At 75.0% G+C, this 23,635-nt stretch carries 27 protein-coding genes, 1 tRNA gene and 4 pseudogenes; 21 read left to right on the forward strand and 11 right to left on the reverse strand.

The genetic code is table 11. The features are described from left to right. Window positions 1-12 precede the first annotated feature (12 nt). On the reverse strand, window positions 13-570 hold the full coding sequence (locus JKP76_RS17455) for a pirin family protein (RefSeq protein ID WP_200492107.1): 558 nt from the start codon (window positions 568-570) through the stop codon (window positions 13-15). Next, complete coding sequence (locus JKP76_RS17460) at window positions 567-1,250, reverse strand: phosphatase PAP2 family protein (protein ID WP_309233034.1); 684 nt, start codon at window positions 1,248-1,250, stop codon at window positions 567-569. The genes JKP76_RS17455 and JKP76_RS17460 overlap by 4 nt, the downstream gene beginning before the upstream one ends. 422 nt (window positions 1,251-1,672) lie before the next feature. Here JKP76_RS17460 and JKP76_RS21620 point away from each other — a divergent pair, with 422 nt between their 5' ends. From JKP76_RS21620 to JKP76_RS17490, 8 genes and pseudogenes are all read left to right on the forward strand, one after another. Next, window positions 1,673-2,476, forward strand: coding sequence for a helix-turn-helix domain-containing protein (locus tag JKP76_RS21620; protein WP_309233035.1), 804 nt, complete (start codon window positions 1,673-1,675; stop codon window positions 2,474-2,476). A gap of 194 nt (window positions 2,477-2,670) precedes the next feature. Further along, window positions 2,671-3,099: pseudogene (locus tag JKP76_RS21625) on the forward strand (ACP S-malonyltransferase); the annotation flags it as partial. Between the two features lie 97 nt (window positions 3,100-3,196). After that, entirely contained in the window at window positions 3,197-3,829 is a 633-nt protein-coding gene (locus JKP76_RS21630; protein WP_242471994.1) for a biotin/lipoyl-binding protein, read from the forward strand. Next, window positions 3,826-4,791, forward strand: a complete 966-nt coding sequence (locus JKP76_RS17475) for a beta-ketoacyl-ACP synthase III (RefSeq protein WP_200492108.1) — start codon at window positions 3,826-3,828, stop codon at window positions 4,789-4,791. The genes JKP76_RS21630 and JKP76_RS17475 overlap by 4 nt, the downstream gene beginning before the upstream one ends. 58 nt (window positions 4,792-4,849) lie before the next feature. Beyond that, window positions 4,850-5,095: an acyl carrier protein gene (locus tag JKP76_RS17480; RefSeq protein ID WP_040336827.1), complete on the forward strand. Its 246-nt coding sequence runs from the start codon at window positions 4,850-4,852 to the stop codon at window positions 5,093-5,095. 47 nt (window positions 5,096-5,142) lie between these two features. Beyond that, a pseudogene (locus JKP76_RS23050) lies at window positions 5,143-5,595 on the forward strand (beta-ketoacyl synthase N-terminal-like domain-containing protein); the annotation flags it as partial. Between the two features lie 73 nt (window positions 5,596-5,668). Beyond that, window positions 5,669-6,379, forward strand: coding sequence for a beta-ketoacyl synthase (locus JKP76_RS23055; protein ID WP_304504755.1), 711 nt, complete (start codon window positions 5,669-5,671; stop codon window positions 6,377-6,379). Between the two features lie 44 nt (window positions 6,380-6,423). Further along, on the forward strand, window positions 6,424-7,836 hold the full coding sequence (locus JKP76_RS17490) for a carboxyl transferase domain-containing protein (protein WP_309229572.1): 1,413 nt from the start codon (window positions 6,424-6,426) through the stop codon (window positions 7,834-7,836). 175 nt (window positions 7,837-8,011) lie between these two features. Here the strand turns inward: JKP76_RS17490 and JKP76_RS17495 are convergent, their stop codons facing one another. Further along, window positions 8,012-8,512: a DUF3145 domain-containing protein gene (locus JKP76_RS17495; protein WP_200492109.1), complete on the reverse strand. Its 501-nt coding sequence runs from the start codon at window positions 8,510-8,512 to the stop codon at window positions 8,012-8,014. Window positions 8,513-8,906: 394 nt separating this feature from the next. Continuing rightward, entirely contained in the window at window positions 8,907-10,094 is a 1,188-nt protein-coding gene (locus tag JKP76_RS23620; protein ID WP_200492110.1) for a diguanylate cyclase, read from the reverse strand. An 81-nt stretch (window positions 10,095-10,175) separates the two neighbouring features. Between JKP76_RS23620 and JKP76_RS17505 the strand changes: the two genes are divergently transcribed. After that, a complete protein-coding gene (locus JKP76_RS17505) occupies window positions 10,176-11,069 on the forward strand; it encodes a maleylpyruvate isomerase N-terminal domain-containing protein (protein ID WP_200492111.1) in 894 nt (297 codons plus the stop codon). On the opposite strand, the gene JKP76_RS17510 is transcribed toward JKP76_RS17505, so the two are convergent. Further along, window positions 11,056-11,718, reverse strand: a complete 663-nt coding sequence (locus JKP76_RS17510) for a VTT domain-containing protein (RefSeq protein WP_200492112.1) — start codon at window positions 11,716-11,718, stop codon at window positions 11,056-11,058. The two genes, JKP76_RS17505 and JKP76_RS17510, sit on opposite strands and share 14 nt — an antisense overlap. 35 nt (window positions 11,719-11,753) lie before the next feature. Further along, window positions 11,754-13,049 carry a peptidoglycan DD-metalloendopeptidase family protein gene (locus JKP76_RS17515; RefSeq protein WP_242471995.1) on the reverse strand — a complete coding sequence of 432 codons (1,296 nt, stop codon included), beginning with the start codon at window positions 13,047-13,049 and terminating at the stop codon, window positions 11,754-11,756. A gap of 263 nt (window positions 13,050-13,312) precedes the next feature. Between JKP76_RS17515 and JKP76_RS17520 the strand changes: the two genes are divergently transcribed. The 3 genes from JKP76_RS17520 to JKP76_RS17530 all read left to right on the forward strand — a co-directional run bounded on the left by JKP76_RS17520 (window position 13,313) and on the right by JKP76_RS17530 (window position 14,298). Then, window positions 13,313-13,386: transfer RNA gene (locus tag JKP76_RS17520), tRNA-Ile, on the forward strand. Window positions 13,387-13,420: 34 nt separating this feature from the next. Next, entirely contained in the window at window positions 13,421-13,879 is a 459-nt protein-coding gene (locus JKP76_RS17525; protein WP_200492113.1) for a 6,7-dimethyl-8-ribityllumazine synthase, read from the forward strand. Beyond that, window positions 13,876-14,298 carry a PaaI family thioesterase gene (locus tag JKP76_RS17530; RefSeq protein WP_309229570.1) on the forward strand — a complete coding sequence of 141 codons (423 nt, stop codon included), beginning with the start codon at window positions 13,876-13,878 and terminating at the stop codon, window positions 14,296-14,298. The genes JKP76_RS17525 and JKP76_RS17530 overlap by 4 nt, the downstream gene beginning before the upstream one ends. Here JKP76_RS17530 and JKP76_RS17535 read toward each other — a convergent pair whose 3' ends face one another. Beyond that, complete coding sequence (locus tag JKP76_RS17535) at window positions 14,299-15,588, reverse strand: hydroxyacid-oxoacid transhydrogenase (protein WP_200492114.1); 1,290 nt, start codon at window positions 15,586-15,588, stop codon at window positions 14,299-14,301. It abuts the gene before it with no gap. 121 nt (window positions 15,589-15,709) lie between these two features. On the opposite strand from JKP76_RS17535, the gene JKP76_RS17540 reads away from it, so the two are divergent. Together JKP76_RS17540 and JKP76_RS17545 are read left to right on the forward strand one after the other, a co-directional pair. Continuing rightward, the gene (locus tag JKP76_RS17540; RefSeq protein WP_200492115.1) at window positions 15,710-16,678 is read left to right on the forward strand and encodes a cyclase family protein; all 969 of its coding nucleotides are present in this window, start codon (window positions 15,710-15,712) and stop codon (window positions 16,676-16,678) included. Window positions 16,679-16,685: 7 nt separating this feature from the next. Beyond that, window positions 16,686-18,335, forward strand: coding sequence for an AMP-binding protein (locus JKP76_RS17545; RefSeq protein ID WP_200492116.1), 1,650 nt, complete (start codon window positions 16,686-16,688; stop codon window positions 18,333-18,335). Between the two features lie 5 nt (window positions 18,336-18,340). Here the strand turns inward: JKP76_RS17545 and JKP76_RS17550 are convergent, their stop codons facing one another. Then, entirely contained in the window at window positions 18,341-18,490 is a 150-nt protein-coding gene (locus JKP76_RS17550) for a hypothetical protein (protein WP_200492117.1), read from the reverse strand. Window positions 18,491-18,713: 223 nt separating this feature from the next. Between JKP76_RS17550 and JKP76_RS22735 the strand changes: the two are divergent. Both JKP76_RS22735 and JKP76_RS22740 read left to right on the forward strand, forming a co-directional pair. Then, window positions 18,714-19,100, forward strand: a pseudogene (locus tag JKP76_RS22735) (serine/threonine-protein kinase); the annotation flags it as partial. Between the two features lie 91 nt (window positions 19,101-19,191). Further along, window positions 19,192-19,785 (forward strand): hypothetical protein, encoded by a 594-nt coding sequence (locus JKP76_RS22740; RefSeq protein WP_255522705.1) that lies wholly within the window; start codon window positions 19,192-19,194, stop codon window positions 19,783-19,785. 15 nt (window positions 19,786-19,800) lie between these two features. Here JKP76_RS22740 and JKP76_RS17560 read toward each other — a convergent pair whose 3' ends face one another. Then, window positions 19,801-20,388, reverse strand: a complete 588-nt coding sequence (locus JKP76_RS17560; protein ID WP_200492118.1) for an isoprenylcysteine carboxylmethyltransferase family protein — start codon at window positions 20,386-20,388, stop codon at window positions 19,801-19,803. Continuing rightward, window positions 20,385-20,759, reverse strand: coding sequence for a helix-turn-helix transcriptional regulator (locus JKP76_RS17565; protein ID WP_200492119.1), 375 nt, complete (start codon window positions 20,757-20,759; stop codon window positions 20,385-20,387). Before JKP76_RS17565 ends, JKP76_RS17560 begins: the two co-directional genes overlap by 4 nt. 122 nt (window positions 20,760-20,881) lie before the next feature. On the opposite strand from JKP76_RS17565, the gene JKP76_RS17570 reads away from it, so the two are divergent. Genes JKP76_RS17570 through JKP76_RS17580 form a run of 4 tightly spaced genes read left to right on the forward strand, consistent with a single transcriptional unit; the run spans window position 20,882 to window position 22,219 of the window. Beyond that, window positions 20,882-21,073: a helix-turn-helix transcriptional regulator gene (locus JKP76_RS17570; RefSeq protein WP_200492120.1), complete on the forward strand. Its 192-nt coding sequence runs from the start codon at window positions 20,882-20,884 to the stop codon at window positions 21,071-21,073. Then, complete coding sequence (locus JKP76_RS17575; RefSeq protein ID WP_200492121.1) at window positions 21,063-21,491, forward strand: hypothetical protein; 429 nt, start codon at window positions 21,063-21,065, stop codon at window positions 21,489-21,491. Before JKP76_RS17570 ends, JKP76_RS17575 begins: the two co-directional genes overlap by 11 nt. A 44-nt stretch (window positions 21,492-21,535) precedes the next feature. Continuing rightward, the gene (locus tag JKP76_RS22745) at window positions 21,536-21,670 is read left to right on the forward strand and encodes a hypothetical protein (protein ID WP_255522706.1); all 135 of its coding nucleotides are present in this window, start codon (window positions 21,536-21,538) and stop codon (window positions 21,668-21,670) included. 42 nt (window positions 21,671-21,712) lie between these two features. Next, the gene (locus JKP76_RS17580) at window positions 21,713-22,219 is read left to right on the forward strand and encodes a DinB family protein (RefSeq protein WP_200492122.1); all 507 of its coding nucleotides are present in this window, start codon (window positions 21,713-21,715) and stop codon (window positions 22,217-22,219) included. Here the strand turns inward: JKP76_RS17580 and JKP76_RS17585 are convergent. After that, complete coding sequence (locus tag JKP76_RS17585) at window positions 22,192-23,325, reverse strand: glycerate kinase (protein ID WP_207146586.1); 1,134 nt, start codon at window positions 23,323-23,325, stop codon at window positions 22,192-22,194. The two genes, JKP76_RS17580 and JKP76_RS17585, sit on opposite strands and share 28 nt — an antisense overlap. A gap of 102 nt (window positions 23,326-23,427) precedes the next feature. On the opposite strand from JKP76_RS17585, the pseudogene JKP76_RS21640 reads away from it, so the two are divergent. Beyond that, a pseudogene (locus JKP76_RS21640) lies at window positions 23,428-23,601 on the forward strand (acyl-CoA dehydrogenase family protein); the annotation flags it as partial. Between the last annotated feature and the right edge of the window lie 34 nt (window positions 23,602-23,635).

Genomic DNA, 23,635 nt, shown 5'->3' on the forward strand with positions numbered 1-23,635 from the left:
CCGCCCGCGCCCCTAGGGCTGCTCGAGCGCCCAGGCCGGGCGGCCGGTCTCCAGCTGCCACAGCACGAGCGCGACGTGCTCGGACGCGACGACGGGGCCGCCCTCGTGCCGGGTCGCCGTCGTCCGCCGGCCGGCCTGGAGCAGCAGTCCCGCGGGCAGCTCGACCGCCTCGCCGGGGGCCGCCCGCACCACCCGCAGCGCGGCGTCCGCGCGCCGCAGGTCGACCGGCCCGGCGACGGCGTGGTGCACCTCGTGCGACGGCGGGGACGCCGGATCGGCCGGCCGCAGGTAGCACTGCAGCACCCGTGCGCCGTCGTCCCCGGCCGCCTCGTCGTGGACCAAACCGGTGCCGGCGCGCAGCACGCCGACGTCCCCGGCCCGCATGAGCGCGCGGTCGCCCCAGCCGTGCCGCAGCGAGCCCGCGAGTACCACGGCGACGACGTCGACGGCGGCGTGCTCGTGCGCGCCGTAGGTCTCCCCCGGGCCCAGCCGGTCGTCGGACACCCGCAGCAGCGGGCCCAGCGACCCGTCGTCGGGGGCGAGCACGGTGTCCTGCTCCGGGGCGCTCACCGGCCGGGCTCCCGCCGGGGCAGCACCCCGAAGACCACGGCGGTGAGCAGGGTCCAGCCCAGCCCGAGCGCCCAGCCGCCGACGACGTCGGAGAGGTAGTGGACGCCGAGCCACATCCGGGTGAGGCCGACGAGCAGCACCAGCAGCGCGCCCAGCGCGCCCCACAGGCGTCGTCCCGGGGCGGAGAGCCGGGGCCAGGCGAGCACCAGCCCGATGGCGACCAGCGCGGCCACGCCCGAGGAGTGGCCGCTCGGGAAGCTGAGCGAGTCGTAGCCGGCGCCGCCCTCCTCGAACGGCGGCCGCACCCGGCCGAAGAACTCCTTGAGGAACGAGGTCAGGTGCCGGACGAACACCGCGGCCACGACCACCCAGACCAGCGCCCGCCAGTCGCGGCGGCGGGCCAGCCAGATCAGCACCGGCACGGCCACCAGGTACCGGACCACGGACAGCCCGGGCGCGGTGAGCACCTCCAGCAGCACGTCCAGCCAGCGGCTGCGGTCGTCGCCGGCGTACAGCGCCTCGCTGGCCCGGGTGTCCACGTCCAGCTGCCACGCCGCGCCGGTGCGCACCCCCAGCCCGAGCAGCGCCACCACCGCCGCGCACGCGGCGACGACCGACAGCGGGCCGGCGAGGGCACGGGGAGGGGCGACGGTGGTGCCACCGTCCGGGGGAACGCTCACCTCCCCACTCTCCCCGACACGCCCCGCGCGTGGCACGCTGACGCGGTGAGGAGCCGGGTGACCGACCGCCCGAGCGCGGCCACCCTCCGGCGGCTCGAGCGCTCGTCGGGGGCGCTGGCCACCCAGGCCGTCGCCCGCATGGACGACGAACTGCCCTGGTTCCGGACGATGCCGGCCGACCAGCGCTCGTGGGTCACCCTCGTCGCGCAGGCCGGCCTGGCCTCCCTCGTCGAGTGGTGCCGGCACCCCGGGCGGCCGCCGCGGCTGACCGGCGAGGTGTTCGGCGCCGCCCCCCGCGAGCTGGTGCGGGTGGTCGCGCTCAAGCAGACCGTCGATCTGATCCGGGTGACCGTGGAGACCCTCGAGGACCACGTCACCTCCGTCGCCGAGCCCGGCGACGAGGAGATGCTGAGCGGCTGGCCGTGCTCCAGTTCAGCCGCGAGGTCGCCTTCGCGACCGCGCACGTCTACGCCAGCTTCGCGGAGAACCGCGGCGCCTGGGACGCCCGGCTGGAGGCGCTCCTGGTCGACGCGCTGGTGCGGGGCGAGCGGTCCGAGGAGATCGGCGGCCGCGCCGCCGCCCTCGGCTGGTCGGCGCTCTCCCCCGTGACGGTCGTCGTCGGGGCGACGCCGGAGGGTGTCGCCGATCCGCACGCGGCCGTGCGCCGGGCGGCCCGGGCGCTGCGCAGCGACGTGCTGGTCGGCGTGCACGCCGACCAGCTGGTCGTCGTCCTCGGCGGGCCCGAGGAGCTCCCGCCGGTCGTGGCGCGGGTGGCCGAGGAGTTCGGTCCCGGCCCGGTGGTCTCCGGGCCGGTCGTCGACGGCCTGGGCCGGGCCGGGGAGTCGGCGGCGGCCGCGCTGGCCGGCCTCCGCGCGGCCCGCGCCTGGCCGGAGGCACCGCGGCCGGTCAGCGCCGACGCGCTGCTGCCGGAGCGGGCGCTGGACGGCGATCCGCTCGCGCGGGCGGCGCTGCGCGACGAGGTCGCCGTCCCCCTGCTCGCGGCCGGCAGCGGGGTGCTGGAGACGGTGCGCGCGGTGCTGGGCAGCGGCGGAAACCTCGAGGCCAGCGCCCGGGCGATCTTCGTCCACCCGAACACCGTCCGGTACCGGCTCAAGCGGGCCGCCGAGCTGACCGGGCTCTCCGCCACCGATCCGCGCGGCGCCTGGACGCTCCAGGTCGCGCTGGCCCTCGCGCACCTGGACCGCGAGCGCTCGCTCTGGGAGTAGGCCCGGCAGCTCCGTGTGGTCTCCACCACCGGACCCGGTGATTCGGCCCCCTGGGCACGCTCACGTTGTGGGAACCCTCCAAAGATCACCCGTGTGCTTTCGTGCCGCCCGCCACCGCGGCGGGCCGCCGTCTTTGGCACGGTGGACGAGTGCTCGCCGTTCTCGCCCCCGGTCAGGGAGCCCAGAAGCCCGGAATGCTCACCGACTGGCTGGAGCTCCCCGGGGCCGAGTCGTTCTTCCGCTGGGCCGGCGCCATCGCCGACGCCGACCTGCTGACGCTGGGCACCACCGGCGACGCCGAGGCGATCCAGGACACCGCGGTCACCCAGCCGCTGGTCGTCGCGATGAGCCTGTTCGTCGCCCGCGAGCTGGGCGGCCTGCCCGGCCCGGTCGCGCACAGCCCCTCGGCGGGCCGCGACGTCGTGATCGCCGGCCACAGCGTCGGCGAGCTGACCGCGGCGGCGCTCGCCGGGGTGCTCAGCGTCGAGGCGGCGATCGCGCTGACCGCCGTCCGCGGCCGGGCCATGGCCGCGGCCTGCGCCCAGACGCCGACCGGCATGTCCGCCGTCCTGGGCGGCGACCCCGACGAGGTGCTGGCCGTGCTCGAGCGGCACGGCCTGGCCCCGGCCAACCTGAACGGCGCCGGCCAGATCGTGGCGGCCGGCCCGCTCGACGGCCTGGCCGCGACTCAAGGCCGACCCGCCGGCCAAGGCCCGGGTCATGCCGCTGTCGGTCGCCGGGGCCTTCCACACCCCGTACATGGCCTCGGCCCGCGAGGAGCTCGAGGGGCTGGTCGACGGCCTGCGCCCGGCCGACCCGAGCCGGCTGCTGCTCTCCAACAGCGACGGCGCCGCGGTGAGCACCGGCGCCGAGGCGGTGCGCCGGCTGGTCAGCCAGATCACCAGCCCGGTCCGCTTCGACGCCTGCCTCGCGACGCTGCGGGACCTCGGCGTCACCGCCGTCATCGAGCTGCCCCCGGCCGGCGCGCTGGCGGGGCTGGCCAAGCGCGAGTGGAAGGGCGCCGGCGTCGAGATCCTCACCCTCTCCGGCCCGGCGGACCTCGACCGAGCCCGGGAGCTCATCGCCGCCGAGCGAGGTCGGGCCGAGGCCGAGCACCTGCCCGACTGGCGCGTCGTCGTCGCCCCCGCCCGCGGCACGGTGAGCCCGGCCGAGGTCGCCGAGGGCACCCGCCTGCCGGCCGGCAGCCCGCTGGGCTGCATCCGCGGCCGGCGCGAGGAGGTCAACGTGTCCGCCGCCTACGACGGCGTGCTCGCCGAGTGGCTGGTGCAGGAGGGCGACCTCGTCGACGCCGGCGACCCGATCGCCCGTCTCTACCCGGAGGTGTCCGCGTGACGACTCTCAAGCTCGCTACCGGCGCCCCCGGCGCGCGCATCCTCGGCCTCGGCGGCTACCGCCCCCGCCGCCGGGTGACCAACGACGAGCTCGCCTCAGTCATGGAGACCAGCGACGAGTGGATCCAGAGCCGGGTCGGCATCGCGGAGCGGCGCTGGGCCGACGACGACGAGACCCTCGTCGAGATGGCCACCGCGGCCGGCGGCAAGGCGATCGCCGCCAGCGGGCTGGCCCCCGACGAGATCGACCTCGTGATCCTGGCCAGCGCGAGCCTGCGCCGGCCCATCCCGGGCATCGGCCCGCAGGTCGCGCACCGCCTGGGCATCCCGCGCCCCGGCGCGCTGGACCTCAACGCCGGCTGCGCGGGCTTCTGCTACTCCCTCGGCCTGGTCTCCGACGCGATCCGCGCCGGATCCGCGCGCAACGCCGTCGTGATCGGCGTCGAGCGGCTCACCGACGTCACGGACATGACCGACCGGTCGACGGCGGTGATCTTCGCCGACGGCGCGGGAGCCGCCGTGGTCGGCGCCTCCGACGAGCCGGGCATCGGCCCGGTCGCGTGGGGAAGCGACGGCGACCAGCACTCCGCCATCGAGATCATCGACAGCGGGTTCATGGCGATGGCCGGCCAGGCCGTGTACCGCTGGGCCACGACCAAGCTCACCGACGCGCTGGCGCAGGCGATGGAGCGGGCCGGCGTCACCCCTGCCGACATCGACGTGTTCGCGCCGCACCAGGCCAACCTCCGCATCATCGAGTCGATGACCAAGAAGCTCGGCTTCGACGAGAAGACGGTGATCGCCCGCGACATCGTGCGCTCGGGCAACACCTCGGCCGCCTCCATCCCGCTCGCGCTCGGCGCGCTGATGGAGTCCGGCGAGGCGAAGTCCGGCGACCTCGCCCTGGTCCTCGGCTACGGCGCCGGCCTGACCTACGCCGGCCAGGTCCTCCGCCTCCCCTGAACCGCTCCACCACAGAACTCCGGGGCACCCCGTCCCGGCCGACGAAAGGACCCGCCGCGTGAGCAGCACCCAGGAGATCCAGTCCGGTCTGGCCGAGATCCTGGAGGAGGTCGCCGGTGTGACCCCCGCCGACGCCACCCCCGAGAAGTCCTTCACCGAGGACCTCGACGTCGACTCGCTGTCGATGGTCGAGATCGCCACCGCCGTCGAGGACAAGTTCGGCGTCGCCATCCCCGACGACGAGCTCGGCAACATCAAGACCGTCGGTGACGCCATCAGCTACATCGAGAAGAACCAGGGCTGACGCAGCCGACCCCCGGTCGCCCGACCGCAGCTCCAGGAGGAACAGCCATGAGCACGTCCGACGTCGTCGTCACCGGCCTCGGGGCCACCACCCCGCTGGGTGGCGACGTGCCCAGCACCTGGGACGCGCTGCTCGCCGGACGGTCGGGGGTCAGCCGCATCACCGACGACTGGATCAAGGAGTACCCCGCGCAGCTGGTCGCCCGGCTGAGCACCGACCCGGCCGAGCAGCTCGACCGGGTGCGCGCCCGCCGGCTCGACCGCAGCCAGCAGGTGGCGGTCGTCGCCGCCGAGGAGGCGTGGCGGGACTCCGGCGCCGGTGACGCCGGGGTCGACCCGCTGCGGATCGCGGTCGTCATCGGCACCGGCATCGGCGGCGCGCTGACCCTGCTCGGTCAGGACGACGTCCTGGAGGAGAAGGGCCCCAAGCGGGTCTCCCCCTTCACCATCCCGATGCTCATGCCCAACGGGCCGGCCGCCGCGGTCGGGCTCTCGATCGGCGCGAAGGGCGGCGTGCACGCGCCGGTCAGCGCCTGCGCCTCCGGCGCCGAGGCGATCCGCTGGGGCCTGGGACCTGCTCCGCTTCGACCGCGCCGACGTCGTCCTCGTCGGCGGCACCGAGGCCTGCGTGCACCCGCTGCCCATGGCCGGCTTCGCCGCGATGCGGGCGATGTCCACCCGCAACGACGAGCCCGAGCGCGCCTCCCGCCCGTTCGACAAGGCCCGCGACGGCTTCGTGCTCGGCGAGGGCGCGGCCGCGCTGGTCCTGGAGCGCGAGGACTCCGCGAAGGCCCGCGGCGCCCGCATCCACGCCCGCCTGGCCGGCGCCGCCGGCACCGCCGACGGCTACGACCTGGTCGCCCCGCACCCCGAGGGCGAGGGCGCCGCCCGCGCCATCACCGCGGCGCTGCGCGACGCCGGCCTGAGCCCGGCCGACGTCGGGCACGTCAACGCGCACGCCACCTCGACGCCGGTCGGCGACACCGCGGAGGCCGCCGCCATCCGCTCCGCCATCGGCGACCACGTGCTGGTCAGCGCCACCAAGAGCCAGACCGGCCACCTGCTCGGCGCCGCCGGTGCGCTGGAGTCGGTGTTCGCCATCCTGGCGCTGCGCGAGCAGGTCGTGCCGGCGACGGCCAACCTCGAGAACCCCGACGACGACGCCAACGTGCAGGCGCTCGACATCGTGCGCGGCGAGCCCCGCCGCGCCTCCCTCACCGCCGCGGTCAACGACTCCTTCGGCTTCGGCGGCCACAACATCGCGCTGGTGTTCACCACCGCCTGACGGCGAGCGCGATCCACCCGCACCACCCCTCTCGTGGAGGTCCCGTGACGACAGCGCCCGCCGCCCCGCTCCTTGCTACGCCGGACCCCCGCGACCCCGAGGACCGGCTCTCCCGGTTCTTCGACGAGGGGTCGATGGAGCTGCTGGCCTCCCGGGACACCTCGGGGGTGCTGGCCGCCCGCGGCCGGGTGTCGGGCAGCCGGGCGATCGCCTTCTGCACCGACGCCACCGTCATGGGCGGGGCGATGGGCGTGGACGGCTGCCGGCACATCGTCGACGCGATCGACACCGCGCTGCGCGAGCACGTGCCGGTCGTCGGCATCTGGCACTCCGGCGGCGCTCGGCTGGCCGAGGGCGTGACCGCGCTGCACGCCGTCGGCGAGGTGTTCGCCGCGATGGTGCGGGCCTCGGGCCGCATCCCGCAGATCTCGGTGGTGCTGGGCGCGGCCGCCGGTGGCGCGGCCTACGGCCCGGCGCTCACCGACATCGTGATCATGGGGCCGGCCGGGCGGGTGTTCGTCACCGGTCCCGACGTCGTCCGCTCGGTGACCGGCGAGAACGTCGACCAGGAGACCCTCGGCGGGCCGGACACCCACGGCCGCCGCTCCGGCGTCGTGCACGTCGTTACCGACTCCGAGCCCGCCGCGCTGGAGACCGCCCGCACCGCCGTGGACCTGCTCGCCGCGCAGGGCTCGTTCGCGCCGGCCGGTGACGCGCCGGACGTCGACCTCAAGGCACTGCTGCCCGAGCAGCCGCAGCGGGCCTACGACGTGAAGCCGCTGGTCGGCGCCGTCCTCGACGGCCCCGGCCTGGAGCTGCACCCGCGGTTCGCCCCGAACGTCGTCACCACGCTGGGCCGGCTGTCGGGCCGCACCGTCGGGGTGATCGCCAACAACCCGATCCGGCTCGGCGGCTGCCTGGACTCCGCGTCGGCGGAGAAGGCGGCCCGGTTCGTGCGGATGTGCGACGCCTTCGGGGTGCCGCTCGTGGTGCTCGTCGACGTGCCCGGCTACCTGCCCGGCGTCGGCCAGGAGTGGGACGGCGTGGTGCGCCGCGGCGCGAAGCTGCTGCACGCCTTCGCCGAGGCCGTGGTCCCGCGCGTGACGCTGGTGACCCGCAAGTCCTACGGCGGCGCCTACATCGCGATGAACTCCCGCTCGCTGGGCGCCACCGCAGTGTTCGCCTGGCCCGGCGCCGAGGTGGCGGTCATGGGCGCCAAGGCCGCCGTCGGCATCCTGCACCGCAAGAAGCTCGCCGCCGCCCAGCCCGGCGAGCGCGAGGCGCTGCACGCGCAGCTGGCCGAGGAGCACGAGCGGATCGCCGGCGGCGTGAACCGGGCCGTGCAGATCGGCGTCGTCGACGAGGTCGTGGACCCCGCGCACACCCGGCGCCGGCTGATCGCGGCGCTCACCGCCGCCCCGCACGGCCGCGGGGCGCACGGCAACATCCCGCTCTGACCACCCCCGCCACGATCAGGTGACCTGATCGTCGAGCGTCCTCCCCCACCGCGCACCACGAGGGAGGACGCTCGGAGCTGAGGGTGGACGCCGTCGGTGGCGGAGCACCACATGGAAGAGGTCGCCCGGGTGCCGCTTCCCCGCAGGCACCCGGACGACCCCGTCCAGGTCAGGTCTAGACGACCTGGTGCAGCCAGGTCACCGGGCTGCCGTCGCCGGCGTGCCGGTAGACCTCCAGGTCGGCGTCCCAGGGGGCGCCGAGGAGCTCATCGACCCCGTGCCGGAACGCCTCCGCGGAGGACGCCGTCGCCGCGAGGTGCCGCAGCTGCTGCTCGCTGATCATGATGTCGCCGTTGGCGCTGGTCGGCGCGCGGAAGACACCGTGGCCGGGCACGTACGACATGCGCTCGCCGTCGTTGCCGTGACTGGCTTCCTCGGTGACCTCGAAACGCAGCATCGGCCACTGGCGCAGGGCAGCCACCAGCCGGGCGCCGGTTCCCGGCGCCCCGGTCCAGGCCACCTCCGCACGGTAGGCACCGTGCGCGGCGGGCTGTTCGTCCCACGACAGGGAGACCGGCGCGCCGACGACGCGCTCGAGCGCCCATTCGACGTGCTGGCAGAGCGCCTTCGGGCACGCGTGCACGAAGACGACACCCTGGGTTGACCGTCGCTGCACGGGGCACCTCCATCGACTCGATCGGTCTCGTCTTCCCCTACGGACCCATCGATTCGGTGACTGGCTGTGTTCGGCAGTGGCGGAGCAGGGCTCCCGCGAACAGTCTGCACGATGGTGACCCGATCGCGCCAGCCCGAGTGGGGCGCTTGTGCCCGATGTGACAGGAGAGACCGGATCGGCCGCTTTCCCGCTGGTCAGCGGCCATAGCACGACACATGGCCGTCCGTCCAGGGCGTCCTCCGGGATCTGCGGCACCCGGCGGCGCGGGAACGCACCCTCGCGGGGAGCTCGGCGCGGCTGCTCCGCCAGGGCGTCCCGCTTGGTCACTCAGCGTAGGCGAAAGCGGCAACAGACAGTGGTACCGCCGGTACAGGGCGGCGTGTCGCGGCCGGGGTCAGGCGGCGATCAGGGCGAAGCGGTTGCCGCCGTCGGCCTTGGCCCGGTACATCGCGGCGTCCGCCCGGTGCATGAGCTCGGCGACGTCCTCCCCTGGCACGACGTCGGCGACGCCGATGCTGGCGGTGACGCCGCTGCCCGAGCCGACCAGCGCGACCGCCTGCCGCAGCCGCTCGGCGAGCAGCTCGGCGGAGAAGGTCTCGGTGACGTCGGCGAGGACGGCGAACTCGTCGCCGCCGAGCCGGGCGACGGTGTCGGTCTCGCGGAGGACGCCGCCCAGGATGGAGGCGACCGCCTTGAGCATCGCGTCGCCGGCGGCGTGGCCGTCGCGGTCGTTGACGCCCTTGAAGCCGTCCAGGTCGACCAGGCAGACCACCGAGCGGTGCCCCCAGGCGGCGGCGTCGACGGCGCCGGAGAGCCGCTCGACCAGCGTGCGGCGGTTCGGGATGCCGGTGAGCGGGTCGGTCGAGGCGAGCGTCGTCTGCGTGCTGATGAGCAGGACCTGCCGGTCGTGCGCGGCCCAGGAGTTGGCCGAGGCCATCGTGCAGATGAGGGTGAAGGCGACCAGGACGGCGATGAAGAAGGCTCCCGACGTGGTGAGCCCCGACGTCCCGAAGAGCACGACGTAACCGGCGGTCATGACCGAGCCCATGGCGACCACGCCGTAGGGCGGGTAGGCCGCGGCCATGTAGGTGAGGGTCAGGAACAGCATGGCGTCCAGCGGGCTGGACGCGCCCCCGTCGATCCAGGTCGCCGTGAGGATGACCGCGCTCGTGCCGAGGGTCCAGAGGTAGAACATGGTGGGGCCGCGGTGGTCGCGCATCATCGCCGGCAGCGGCAGGAGCAGCAGCAGCGGGGAGCCGAGCACCACGACGCCGGCCATGCCGAGGATCACCGGGTGCTGGCGGCCGGGGGTCTCGGTGACGAGGGCGTAGACGCCGACGGCGAGCGCGCAGAGCTCGCTGAGCAGGATGCCGTAGCGCACGTGCCGCACCCAGAAGGCGACGCGGTCGTCGTCCTCCGCGAGCGGACGGTAGAGCCCGTCGCGCAGCACGCCGAGGAGCCGGCGGAGGGCACCCGCTCGGCGGGGCCCCGCCGGTCCGCCGCGGCGGCGGCGATCTCCGGTGAACGCGCTGGTCACACCGGTGATGTCGACCTCCCCCGACGGTCGCTTGACTCCCCTCACCCCCGGGGGTGAGCCACGTCTCCCCGCGGACAGGTACTCACGCACGCCTGCCGGCCACCCGCCCGGGGTAGGCGAACGGTCATGGGACGACACCAGGGCATGGCCGACGCCGGCCGCGACGAGGTGCGCACGCGGGTGCTCGCGGCGTGGGACTCCTTCATCGGCCAGGCCGAGGGCATCGACCTCGAGCGCCCGTCCCGGTTGCCGGGGTGGCGGGCGCACGAGATCTGCGTGCACCTGGGCTGCTGGGACGACCACGCGGCGATGGCCGACCTCGTCGCCTCCGCCCGGACCGGCGCCACCGGGGCCCAGCCGGATCCCGACGCGGTCAACGCGCGGATCACCGCCGCGCACGCGGCGGCGTCGCGCGAGGAGGTGCTCGCCGCCCTGCACCGCAACCGCGAGGCGACGGCGCGCTACCTGGCCGAGGCGCCGGTCGAGCTCGACACCGCGCCGACGGTGTCCGTCGTCGGGCGCCTCCCGCTGCTCAGCGTCGTCCTCGGGCAGGCCTACGAGCTGGCCGTGCACGGGCTGGACCTGGTCTCCTGCGGCGCCGAGCCCCCGCCGGCCGACGTGCTGCAGTCGGGGCTGGCGGCGCTCGTCGACGTCACCGGCGCCCTGGCCACGTCGTGCGGCATCACCGGCCGGGTCACCCTGGCGACGCCGGACGGCGGCTGGTCCTTCGACGCCGATCCGGAGGGGTGGCGGGTCTCCCCCGTGCCCGCCGGCGCGCACGAGGGCCCGGCGGTGGAGGGCTCGGCGGAGCTGCTGCTCGAGGCGGCGTCCGGCCGGATCAACCCGGTGCCCGCCGCGGCCCGGCGGCAGCTGCGGGTGCACGACGTCGGCGGCCTGCTGCAGCTGGCACCGATCGTCCAGAAGGTGCCGGGCATCCCGGGCGGCCCGATCCTGCAGCTCGCGGCCCGCACGATGGGCGGCCCGGCGGCCGCGCTGGGCCGGCTGTTCAGGAGGGGCTGAGGCCCGCCCGGCGGCGGCGGAACCACACCACGCCGGCCAGGACGAGCGCGGCCAGCGGCAGGGCGACGGCCGCCGTAGCGCCGGACACGAGCGCCGGGGCGGAGGCGCCCACCCCGACCTGGACGACGGTGCTCGGGAGGATGCCGAGCGCGGTGGCCGCGGCATAGGGCAGCAGCCGCATCGCGGTCAGACCCGAGCCGTAGCTGAGCACCACGAACGGGACGACGGGGATCAGCCGCCCGACCAGCAGCGCGACGAACCCCCGGTCGACCAGGAGCCGGTCCAGCCGGTCCAGGCGCGGGCCGGCCAACCGGGTGACCGCGGACCGGCCGAGCCAGCGGGCCAGCCCGAAGCCGAGGACGGCGGCGACCATCGCGCCCCCCAGCGCCACCAGCAGGCCGGGCAGGAACCCGGCGACGACGCCGAGCAGCACGGAGACCGCGGTGCGCGGCACGGGTGCGGTGAGCACGAGCGCGACCGCGCCGACGAGCGCGGCCCAGCCGACCGCGCCGGCGCCGTCCAGTCGGCCGCGGACGGCGTCGACGTCCGGCAGGTCGACGGTCAGCGCGACGACCGCCCCGGCGGCGAGCAGCAGGACCAGCAGCGCGGCCCGCAGCCAGGTGGTGTCAGCTCGTCCCGGCGCCCGCACCGCCCCATGGTCCGGTACGGGCACGTGCCGGGTGCTCAGCAGCTGCCGAGGGAGATGCCGCGCTGGCTCAGCCAGGGCGCCGGGTTGACGCGGTTGGCGTACAGGCCGCCGGTGTGCACCTCGAAGTGCAGGTGCGGGCCGGTGGACTGACCCCGGTTGCCGACCTCGGCGATCTGCTGACCCGTGGAGACGCTCTGGCCCGCGCTGACGAAGAACTGGTTGACGTGGCCGTAGATCGTGATCGTGCCGTCGCGGTGCTGCAGGGCGACGGCCAGGCCGAAGCCGCTGGCCGGGCCGGCCTGGAGCACCACGCCACCCTCGGGGGCGTAGACCGGCGTGCCGATGGGTGCGGCGATGTCGACGCCTGCGTGCAGCGTGCCCCACCGGGAGCCGTAGCAGGAGGTGACCCGCCCGCTCGTGAGCGCCACGGCACCGGACGGTGCGCTCATCGCCCCCGCCGCGGCGCCGCCGGAGCGGGACGCGGCACCTGAGGGCACGTTGGACGTCGTGACGGCGTTCGCGGCGGCGGCGGCCGCGAGCTCGCGCAGCTGCTGGGCCTCCCATGCCTCGGCCGCGTCGCGGGCACCCTGCATCTGCAGGAGCGTGATCTCGGCGGCGCGCAGCTGCTGGTCCAGCCCGGCCTTCTCGGCCGCCAGGGCGTCGAAGCGCTCCTGGGCTCCCGAGAGCTGGGCCTCGGCGGCGGCCTGGGCCTCCGCGGCGGCGACGGCGGCCCGGTCGCGTTCGGCAACCGACGCCTGCGCGGCGCGCTCGGCACGCGCCTGCGCGGCCTCGACGACCTCCATGGCCGCGAGGACCTCGGCGCGGCCTCCGGCGAGCACGTCCAGCGTGGCGGCCTGCTGGAGCAGCTCCCCCGGGCCCCGGGCGTCGAGGAGCAGGCCGAGGTCGCCGAAGGTGTCCTGCCCGCCGCCCATGTACGCCTGGCGGCCCACCGTCGCGACGTCCTCCTCGGCCTCGCCCACCGCCCGCTCGGCCTCCGCGAGCGCGGCGGCGGCCGCCTCGGCCTCCCGGGTGGCGGTGTCAAGGGCGGCCTGGGCCGCGAGCGCTTCCCCGCTGGCGGCCTCCGCCTCGATCGCCATCCGCTGGAGGTCGTCCTCCGCCTCCGCGACACGTGCGCCGAGCGCGGCGATCTGCGCGGCGACGGCGTCGTGCTGCGCACGGGCCTGGTCGACACGTGCGTCGTCGGCGGGGGCGGCCGAGGCCGCGGGTGCCCCGAGGAGCGCCGCGGCGAGGACGGCGCTCGTGGCGAGGGACGTCCGCAGACGTCGTCGGCGGGACGGGGACGTGGTGGTCCGGCGGTGCGAGCTCGCCAACGCGACGGTTCTCCATTCCTCTCAGGACCGCGGTGGGTCCCGGGGGTCGCGGCGGCCGTCGGGCCGGCGCGTGCGGCGGGGTCCGCCCGGGGCGCCCGGTGTCGAGGCCCGGGCCCGGTGGACCGCGGACGACGGTAGTGCCAGCGGGCGGTCATGTCACAGGGCGATAACGGCGCGCACCGCGTCGGCCGGCGGACTCGCCGACGCGACCAGCGCGCGGGCCGCGGATGTGATCCCGGCCTCTCTGGCAGGCTGGGGACGACGGGGCGGTAGCTCAGCTGGTCAGAGCATGGGACTCATAATCCCTGGGTCGTGGGTTCGAGCCCCACCCGCCCCACCGCGCCGAGCGACGAGGAACGGAGGCAGTTCCCATGCCCCAGTCAGCCACCCCCGCCCGGATCGCCGTCGTCGCCTCCCGCTGGCACGCCGACATCGTCGACCGGTCCGTCGAGGCCTTCGGCGAGGTCGTCGAGGCCGCCGGGCACCCCGCGCCGGACGTCGTGCACGTGCCGGGCGCCTTCGAGATCCCGCTGACCGTCCAGCGGCTGGCGCGAAGCGGCGGGTACGACGCCATCGCGGCGGTCGGGCTCGTCGTGAACGGTGGCATCTACCAGCACGAGTACGTCGCGTCGGCGGTCATCAGCGGGCTCATGCAGGTCCAGCTCGCCACCGGCGTCCCCGTGCTCTCCGGCGTCCTGACGCCGCTGCACTTCCACGAGCACGAGGAGCACGTCGCCTACTTCACCCGGCACTTCCGCACGAAGGGCGCCGAGCTGGGCAACGCGGCCCTCGCCGTCCTGGCCGCTGCCGACCCCCCGGCCGGCTCGTGAGCACGCCCTCCCCCGACGTCGTCGCCGCCCGGGTGCAGGCGGTGCTCGACATCCCCCTGCACCGGTTCCTCGGGATGCAGCTCCGCGACCCCGCCGACCCCTCCGCCGGCATCTGGTTCCCGGTCGACGGGCCGGCGCAGAACCAGGTCGGCGTCCTGCACGGCGGGGTGATCTACACGCTGATGGACGTCGCCGGCTTCCTCGCGCTGCTGCCGTCGCTGTCCGACGAGGAGCACGCGGTCACCCACGACCTCACCGTCTCCCTCATGCGGCCGGTGGCCGCGGGCAAGCGGGTCGACCTCACCGGCACGGTGCTGCGCCGCGGCCGCGCGGTGGCCTTCCTGCGCGCGGAGGCCACCGTCGACGGCGAGGTCGTCGCCGCCGCGCAGGTCACGAAGAGCGTCGTCCGGGCGAGCTGATCACCAGAGCGACATCGAGCGCCGGAAGATCCCGGCGATGTCGTCCTCGGTGACCTCCTTCGGGCAGGTCGCCAGCAGCCGCTGCTGCTTCATCGTGCCCTCGACCAGGTCGGGGACGTCCCCCTCGGAGAACCCGACCGCCCCGACTCCGTTCGGGATGTCGATGTCGCGCATCAGCTCGGCCAGCACGGTGGGCAGGAACTCCGCGGCGTCCGAGGGCCGGTCGGCGTCGGGTGCCAGCAGCTGCGCCACCCGGACGTGCCGCTCGGGCGAGGCGTCGAAGGTGAACCGGAAGGCCTCCGGCGCGGTCAGCGCCACCGACATCCCGTGCGGCACCATCGGCTCGCCCGCCGGGTAGTCCTTCGGGTGGAAGTCCCGCACCTGCCCCGCGATCGGGTAGGCGTTGGCGTGCGGGATGTGCACCCCCGCGTTGCCGAAGCCCATGCCGGCGAAGGTCGCCGCCATCGCCATGTCCGCCCGCGCCTGCTCGTCGTCCCCGTGCCGCACCGCCTGCCGGAACGACCCGGCCAGCAGCGACAGCGCCTTCTCCGACCACATGTCCGAGATCGGGTTGGACCCGCAGTACGGCACCCTCTGCTCGGGCGTCTTGTGCTCGTAGGTCGTGTACCAGCGCGCGGTGTAGCTCTCCAGCGCGTGGCAGAGGATGTCCATGCCCGCGGCGGCGGTCACCCCCGGCGGCTGGGTCAGCGTCAGCGCCGGGTCGATCACCGCCATCGTCGGCCGCAGCCGCGCGTGGCTGATCCCGGTCTTTACCCGCGCGGAGATCACGTCCATCACGCAGATCGTGGTGCTCTCCGCACCCGTCCCGGTGGTGGTCGGGACGGCGATCAGCGGCTTGAGCTGCTCCGGCGGCGCCTCCCCCTTCCCGACCGGCACGTTGACGTAGTCCATGAGCTCGCCGGGGTTGGTCGTCAGCAGGTTGATCGCCTTGGCGGTGTCGATGCTCGAGCCGCCCCCGACCGCGACGAAGGCGTCCCACGGCCCGGTCGAGCGGGCCTCCTCGATCGCCGCGATCAGGCTCTGGTCGGTGGGCTCGACGTGCACGCCGTCGAAGACCCGCGCCTCGATGCCGAACGTGTCCATCTGGTCGGCCACCCGCTGCGGCAGCCCGGTGGCGGCCACCCCGGCGTCGGTGACCACCAGCACCCGCTTCACCCCGTAGCGGCTGAGATCGAAACCGATCTCGTCCGAGGCGCCCGTCCCGAACTTCAGCTGGGGAGCGCCGTAGGTGAAGACCGACTCGGGGACGGCGGGCTGGAGCGTGCTCATGGCGGACCTCTCGGCGATCGGCGGGTGCGGAGCGGTTGCGTCGAATGTGGCAGATGGTTGTGATCGGCACCACACCGGCGAATAGTCCGGACCGACCCGCTCCCCAGCCCAGGAGGCCCCCGTGACCGACGCGACCCCGACCGCCCCCGCCCTCACCGAGCTGCTGAAGGACGCCCCGACGAACTGGGGCAAGTGGGGCGACGACGACGAGGTCGGCGCCCTGAACTACCTCGGCGCGGAGCAGGTGCTGGCCGCCGTCCGTCTGGTGAGCGCGGGCAAGGTGTTCACCCTCCAGCGGCTCATCGGCGACCCGAAGGGCGACCCCGTCTGGCCCGGCCGCACGCCCGCCGTCCGCACCCAGGTCCTGGACGAGAGCGACTGGGACGAGGGCGGCAAGGGCGCGGCGTTCCCCGGCGGCCTGCACTACGCCGACGACAAGATCGACGCCTACCTGCAGGGCTCCACGCAGTACGACGCGCTGGGCCACCTCTGGTACGACGGCAAGATCTGGAACGGCTACGACGCGCGCAGCACCGTCGGCGGCCTGGAGAAGGCCAGCGTGCTGCCGATCGCCGAGCGCGGCATCGTCGGTCGCGCGGTGCTGCTCGACATGGCCCGCTTCCGCGGCAAGGAGACCCTCGACAAGGGCGAGACCTTCACCCACGAGGACCTGGAGCAGTGCGCCGCGGCCCAGGGCGTCGAGCTGCGGAAGCGCGACATCCTGATCATCCGCACCAACTTCCTGCAGCTGTTCCACGAGCAGGGCGACGCGTTCTACGAGGGCTTCAACGAGCCCGGCCTGGTCTACAGCCCCGAGCTCGTGCAGTGGTTCCAGGACATGGAGATCCCCAACCTGGTCACCGACACGATCGCCAACGAGGTCACCTACGACCCGAACAACGGCGTCGCCCTGGTCCTGCACAGCGCCCTCATGCGCAACCTCGGGGTCACCCTCACCGAGATCGCCGACCTGGAGAAGCTGGCCGCCGACTGCGCCGACGACAAGCGGTACGAGTTCCTCTACGTCGCGGCGCCGCTCAAGGTGGCCAAGGCCGCCGGCACGCCGGTCAACCCCGTCGTCATCAAGTAGCCGCCCGGTGAGCGCGTACGACGAGCGGCCCTGGCTGGCGCGCTACGGGGACCAGCCGGCCGACTACGAGATCGAGTTCGACGACGCCCTGACCATGTTCCGCGCCGGGGTGGCGCGCGATCCGTCCGCGGTGGCCCTGCGCTACTTCGACGGCGTGCTCACCCGGCAGGAGCTGGACGAGCTCAGCGACGGCCTGGCCGCGGGGCTGCTCGCGTCGGGCTTCCAGCGGGGCGACCGGCTGGCGGTCTACCTGCAGAACGTGCCGCAGTTCGTCATCTCCATGGTGGCGGCCTGGAAGGCCGGCGGCGTCATGGTGTCGATCAACCCGATGAGCCGGGCCCGGGAGCTGTCGTACCTGCTCGAGGACTCCGGCGCGACGGTCCTGGTCTCCCTCGAGTCGCTGTACGCGGAGATCGCCGCGGACGTCGTCCCGGACACCGACGTGCGGCTGGTCCTCACCACCAGCGAGCTGGAGTTCCAGACGCGGGACGACCAGCGGCTGTTCGCGGGCCTGGAGCGGCAGCGGCACGAGGGCACGACGGACTTCTCCGAGTTCGTCGCCGAGCACCGGGGGTCGGCGCCGCCCCCGGTGTCCCTCGCGCCCGACGACGTCGCGTTCCTGACCTACACCTCGGGCACGACCGGGGTGCCCAAGGGGGCGATGAACACCCACCGCAACGTCGTCTTCACCGCGCAGGTCTACCGGGACTGGGTGCACGCCGGCCGGGACGGCGCCATCTTCGGCATCGCCCCGCTGTTCCACATCACCGGCCTGATCGGGCACATCGCGGTGAGCATGCTGGCGCCGGCGCCGCTGGTGCTGGCCTACCGGTTCGAGCCGCAGGTGGTGCTCGACGCGCTCCTGGAGCACCGGCCGGCCTTCACGATCGGGGCGATCACCGCATTCAGCGCGCTGCTCAACGCGCCGGGGTTCACCCGGGACCACTTCGCGTCCTTCACCTCGATCTACTCCGGCGGCGCGGCGATCTCGCCGACGGCCGAGCGGGGGTTCTTCGAGGCCACCGGCAAGCAGGTGCACAACGCCTACGGTCTGACCGAGACGACCTCGCCGATGACGGTCACGCCGTTCGGCTCCCCGTCACCGGTCGACCCGACCTCGGGCGCCCTGTCGGTCGGGGTGCCGGCGCCGAACACGATCGTCCGCATCCAGGACGACGAGGGGAACGACCTGCCGCTGGGCGAGATCGGCGAGATCGTCGCGGACGGCCCGCAGGTGGTGGCCGGCTACTGGGGCAAGCCCGAGGAGACGGCGGCGAACCTGCCCGGCGGGGCGCTGAAGAGCGGCGACGTCGGCTTCATGGACCCCGACGGCTGGGTGTTCATCGTCGACCGCAAGAAGGACATGATCAACGCGTCGGGCTACAAGGTGTGGCCGCGCGAGGTCGAGGACGTCCTGGCCGAGCACCCCGCCGTCCGGGAAGCGGCGGTGGTCGGGGTCCCCGACGAGAAGCGCGGGGAGACGGTCAAGGCGTTCGTCAGCCTCAAGCCCGGGACGTCGGCGACCGAGGAGGAGCTCATCGCGCACTGCAAGGAGCGGATGGCGGCCTACAAGTACCCGCGCAGCGTCGTCCTCGTGGACGAGCTGCCCAAGACGGTGACCGGCAAGATCCTCCGCCGGGAGCTGCGCGACGCCTGACCCGCTCAGTCGTCGTCCGCCGGGGGTGGCTCGGGGTCCACGTCGCGGTCCCCGAGCTCCCGGCGGTCGGCGTTCCGGATGGCCAGGCCGAGCACGACGGCGGCCGTGGCGGCCAGCAGCGCCCAGCCGATGAGCACCCACACCCACCACGACACGGATCCCCCACGCGCTCACCCCCGTGGTGACGCTCGGACATCACGAGGTTACGAAGGGTGGTACGACCGCGCAGAACACGAACGGGTGGAATGCCCGGCCACGGCTCCGAGCGTCCGCCCGCCCGGCCTGGGTAGCAAGCACCGCATGAGCGCCGACACCGGACCCCGCACGCACGTCCTCGGCGGCCGGTACGCCCTCGAGCACGTGCTCGGCCAGGGCGGCATGGGCACCGTCTGGCTGGCCACCGACCTCGTCCTCGAGCGCCAGGTGGCGGTCAAGGAGGTGACCTTCCCGCTGCACGTCACCGACGAGGAGCGGGCCGTCCTCCACGAGCGGACGATGCGGGAGGCGCGCGCCGCCGGGCAGCTCGACCACCCGCACGTCACCACGGTCTACGACGTCGTCGAGGCCGACGAGAGGCCGTGGCTGGTGATGAAGCACGTCGCCGCCCGCAGCCTGCAGGAGATCCTCGAGGAGCGCGGCCCGCTGCCGCCGGCAGAGGTGGCCCGCATCGGGCTCGACGTGCTGGACGCCCTGGAGGCGGCGCACGCGCTCGGCATCGTGCACCGCGACGTGAAGCCGGCCAACGTGCTGGTCGGCCCGGACGGCGCGGCCTGCCTGACCGACTTCGGCATCGCCACCACCACCGGCGACTCCAGCCTGACCTACGCAGGGCGCGCTGATCGGCTCGCCGTCCTACATGGCCCCGGAACGGGCACACGGCGACGAGCCCCGCCCACCGGTCGACCTGTGGTCCCTGGGCGCGACCCTCTACGCGGCCGTCGAGGGGCGACCGCCGTTCGACGCCGGCGACTCGATGGCCACCCTGCTGGCCGTCGTCTCCGAGCACCCGGCGCCGGTGCTGCGGGCCGGCCCCCTGGACCCGGTGCTGCGCGGCCTGCTGACCAAGGACCCGGCGCAGCGCACCGACGCGGCCACCGCCCGCGCCCAGCTCACGCGGGTGGCGGCCGGCCGCACACCGGCGCCGGCGGCTCCCCCGCCGCCCCCGCCGGCTCCCGGGCCGGTGCCGGGCAACGCGCCGGAGCGCATCGAGGTCGCGGACCTGCTCGCGCTCGCGTCGGCGTCCCGCTCACTGCTCGGGTCCGTCGCCCGCGACGCCCGCGACCAGGCGCGGCACCTGGCCGACCACCGGCGGGAGCGGAAGGCGGCACCGCGCCCCCGGCGCCGGCGGTTCAAGCGCCGCTGGGTGGTCGTCCCGGTCGCGGTGACCGGGCTCCTCCTGCTGCTCGCGGTCGTCGGCGCGGTCGTGGCCGTCGGTGCCCTGCTCGGCTGACCGGGTGCCGGCCGGTCAGCCCACTCGCGGCACGAACCGGCCGGTCGCCGCGGCGTAGCCGTCGTACGCGGCGCCGTGCACGGCGCGCAGGTAGGGCTCCTCGACCGCGCGCACCTGCAGCTGGACCGCGACGACGAGGGCCACCAGGGCCAGCGCGCTCACCCAGGTCGGCACCAGCAGGACGACGCCGAGCTGCGCGGTGACCATCGCGGTGAAGATCGGATTGCGCACGAGCGCGAACACCCCGGACGTGACCAGTTCGGTGCGCTCACCGGGATCGACCCCGATCCGCCACGACGAGCCCATGCCGGTCTGCGCCGCCAACGTCGCGGCGAAGCCGGCGAGCGCCACGAGCAGCCCGACGACCTCGACGGCGAGCGGCGGATCGGCCGGCACGGCGCCGGCCACCGCGAGCACCGGGCCGGCCAGCCCCAGCACCATCGCGACGACGAACAGGACGCCGCCCCACCACCCCGCGTCGGCGGGCGTCCCGGAGATGCCGCGGAACCCGGCCGAGCCGGTCCGCCGCAGCTGCACCCAGGACCGGACGCCGAACAGCACGACGAGGGCCACGACGTACAGGACCAGCGCGACGACGGTCATCGCTCGACCCCCGCACCGGAGGTGGGGCACAGCGCGACGGCGTCGCCGGTGGCCGCGAGCAGCCGCTCGGCCGACGCCAGCACGTCCACCAGCTCGCCGGGGTGGGCGAGCGACCACATCGTGGCCCGGCCCGCCGGCCGGGAGGCGACCAGGCCGCAGTCCCGCAGGCAGGCGAGGTGCGCGGAGACGGTCGACTGCGCGAGGCCGAGGTGCTCGGTCAGCTCGACGACCCTGTGCTCACCGCCGGCCAGGTGCCGCAGGATCGCGAGGCGGGCCGGCTCTCCCAGGCTGCGGAACAGGCTCGCGGCCGTGGACATCGCCGCCGCTTCATCGACGGGCGGTCCCTGCGTCGTCCGTGCATTCATCGTCATGCGGCGATGATAGCGGTGGCACCCGATCGCCGGAAGGCGGATCAGAAGTCAAGTCGCCTTGACATGCGCGGATCAGTCAAGCACGCTTGACGTGTCAAGCTCGCTTGACCAGTCGAGGAGCCATGGAGAACACCGTCAAGGAGCTGCGCACGGCCGCGGGCCTGTCGCAGCGGGAGCTCGCGGAGGCGCTCTCGGTGTCCCGGCAGACCGTCAACTCCATCGAGACCGGTCGCTACGACCCCTCGCTCCCCCTGGCCATCGCCATCGCCCGGCACTTCGCCCGCACCGTCGAGGAGATCTTCCATGTCGACTGACCAGTTCACCGGCAAGCAGCTGGCCGCGTTCCTGCTGGTCTCCGGCTCGACGCTGGCGGTCGTCGTCACCGTCGGGTTGCTGCTGCGCGAGCACGGCCCGGGCAACATGGGCGACGGCCTGCTGCAGGGTGCCGCGTTCGGCCTGGTGGTCGCCGCCGTGATGACTTGGCGGGTGTCCCGGCGCCCCGACCGCGCCACCACCTTCGAGCGCGCCTGGACGCAGACCGGCGACGAGCGGGACGACGCCGTCCTCACCCGGGCCCTGGCGGTGCTCGGCCTCGCCGCCTGCCCGCTCACCGCGATAGCCGCGATCGCGATCGCCTTCGGCGCCTCCGTCGAGATGTGCCTGGCGCTCCTGCTGTTCGCCGAGATCGGCGTCGGCGCCGTCGCCTTCGCGGTGGTCGCCCGCAGGACCTGACCGTTCGCCGTGCCGGGCCCGGCGTCCTGGGTGAGGCTGGGGACATGACGACTCCCGAGCCCCAGCCCCGCGACATCGCCCTCGAGCAGGAGACCCCCGAACTGGCCGCCGACCTGGAGGCGCAGAGCGAGCCCGAGGGCTCGACCGACGAGGCCGTCGGCGGCGCCCACCCGTCCTGATCCGCGGGTGAGGGCGGCGGCTGCGCGGGTAGGTCCCGGCCCATGCGCAGCGCCGACCTCCTCCGGTACGCCTACGGCCAGATCCACGAGACCCTGGCGGCGACCGTCGGCGGCCTGACCGCCGACGACCTCGCCGCCCGACCCGCCCCCGACGCCAACCCGATCGGCTGGCTGGCGTGGCACCTCGTCCGCGTCCAGGACGACCACGTCTCCGAGGTCGCCGGCCACGAGCAGGTGTGGACGGCCGACGGCTGGGCCGACCGGTTCGACCTGCCCTTCGACGCCTCCGAGACCGGCTACGGGTTCGACGCCGAGCAGGTCGGCCGGGTCCGCGTGCCGTCGGCCGACCTGCTCGTCGGCTACGCCGCCGCGGTCTCGGCGCGCACGGCGGAGTTCCTCGACGGGCTCACCGACAGCGACCTCGACCGCGTCGTCGACGAGCGCTGGGACCCGCCGGTCACCCTCGGGGTCCGGCTGGTGAGCGTGCTGTCCGACGACTTCCAGCACCTCGGCCAGGCCGCCTACGTGCGCGGGCTGCTGACCAGCTGAGGGACCACCCGGGCGGCCAGTTCCCCGAGCAGGCGCTCCGGCTCGGCGAGGCAGCGACCGGCGTCGGGTTCGACCTCGGTGAGCGCGTGCGCGGCGGCGAACCCCGCGGCGCCGAGCTGGTCGGCGCCCAGCGCCACCCGGCCTGCGAGCGCCAGGCAGGGCACCCCCGCCGCGGCCGCCCGCCGCGCCACCTCCGCCGGCGCCTTGCCGCGCAGCGTCTGCGCGTCCAGCGACCCCTCCCCGGTGATCGCCAGCGCCGCCCCGGCCACGGCGTCGGAGAGCCCGACGAGGTCGCACACCAGTCCGGCCCCCGAGACCAGGCGGGCACCGACGGCCAGGGCACCGGCCGCCGTCCCGCCCGCTCCCCCGGCGCCCGGGGTCGCCGCGACGTCGGCACCCAGGTCGCGGGCGAGGACGACGGCGTAGCGGCCGAGCGCCGCGTCCAGCGCGCGCACGTCGTCGGCCGAGGCGCCCTTCTGCGGGCCGAAGACGTGCGCCGCCCCGGCCGGTCCGGTCAGCGGGTTGTCGACGTCCGAGGCGACGACGAGCACCACTCCCGCCAGGCGCGGGTCCAGGGCGGAGGCGTCGATCCGGTCCAGGCGCGCCAGCCCTGCCCCACCGGGCGGCACCTCCCGGCCGGCGGCGTCCAGCAGCCGCACCCCGAGCGCCTGCAGCATGCCCGCGCCGCCGTCGGTGGTCGCGCTGCCGCCGATGCCCAGCACGATCCGCCGGGCCCCCGCGTCGAGGGCGTGCCGCACGAGCTCCCCCACCCCGCGCGTGGTCGCGGTCAGCGGGGCTGGCCGGTCGAGCAGCCCCAGCCCCGCGGCGGTCGCGAGCTCCAGCACCGCCGTCGTCCCCCGGAGGGCGAGCTCGGCCTCCACCGGCCGCCCGTCGGGCCCGGTCACCCCCACCGCCCGCGGCCCCCACCCGGCCCGCAGCGCGGCGGCGACGGTGCCCTCTCCCCCGTCCGCGACGGGGCGCAGCGCCAGCTCGGCACCGGGTACCGCCCGGGCGACGCCGGCGGCGATCGCGTCGGCCGCGCGGTCGGCGGACAGGCTGCCCTTGAAGGAGTCGGGGGCCACCACGATCCGCACGACGAGCAGCATGCCCGCAAGCGTCGTAGCGTCCCGCAGGTGACCGCCGCGAGCCCTGACTTCTACCTGCTGGACGAGCTGCTCTCCCCGGAGGACAAGGAGATCCGCGACCGGGTGCGCGCCTTCTGCCTGCAGGAGGTCGAGCCCACCATCAACGAGTACTGGGACCGGGCGGAGTTCCCCTTCGAGGTCGTGCCGAAGCTGGCCGGGCTCGGCGTCGTCGGAGGGACCATCGAGGGCTACGGCTGCCCGGGCATGAGCAACGTCGCCGCGGGCCTGGTCGCCGCCGAGTTCGCCCGGTCCGACGGCAGCATCGGCACGT

It is taken from the genome of Blastococcus sp. TML/C7B (assembly GCF_016612845.1).
GTDB lineage: Bacteria > Actinomycetota > Actinomycetes > Mycobacteriales > Geodermatophilaceae > Blastococcus.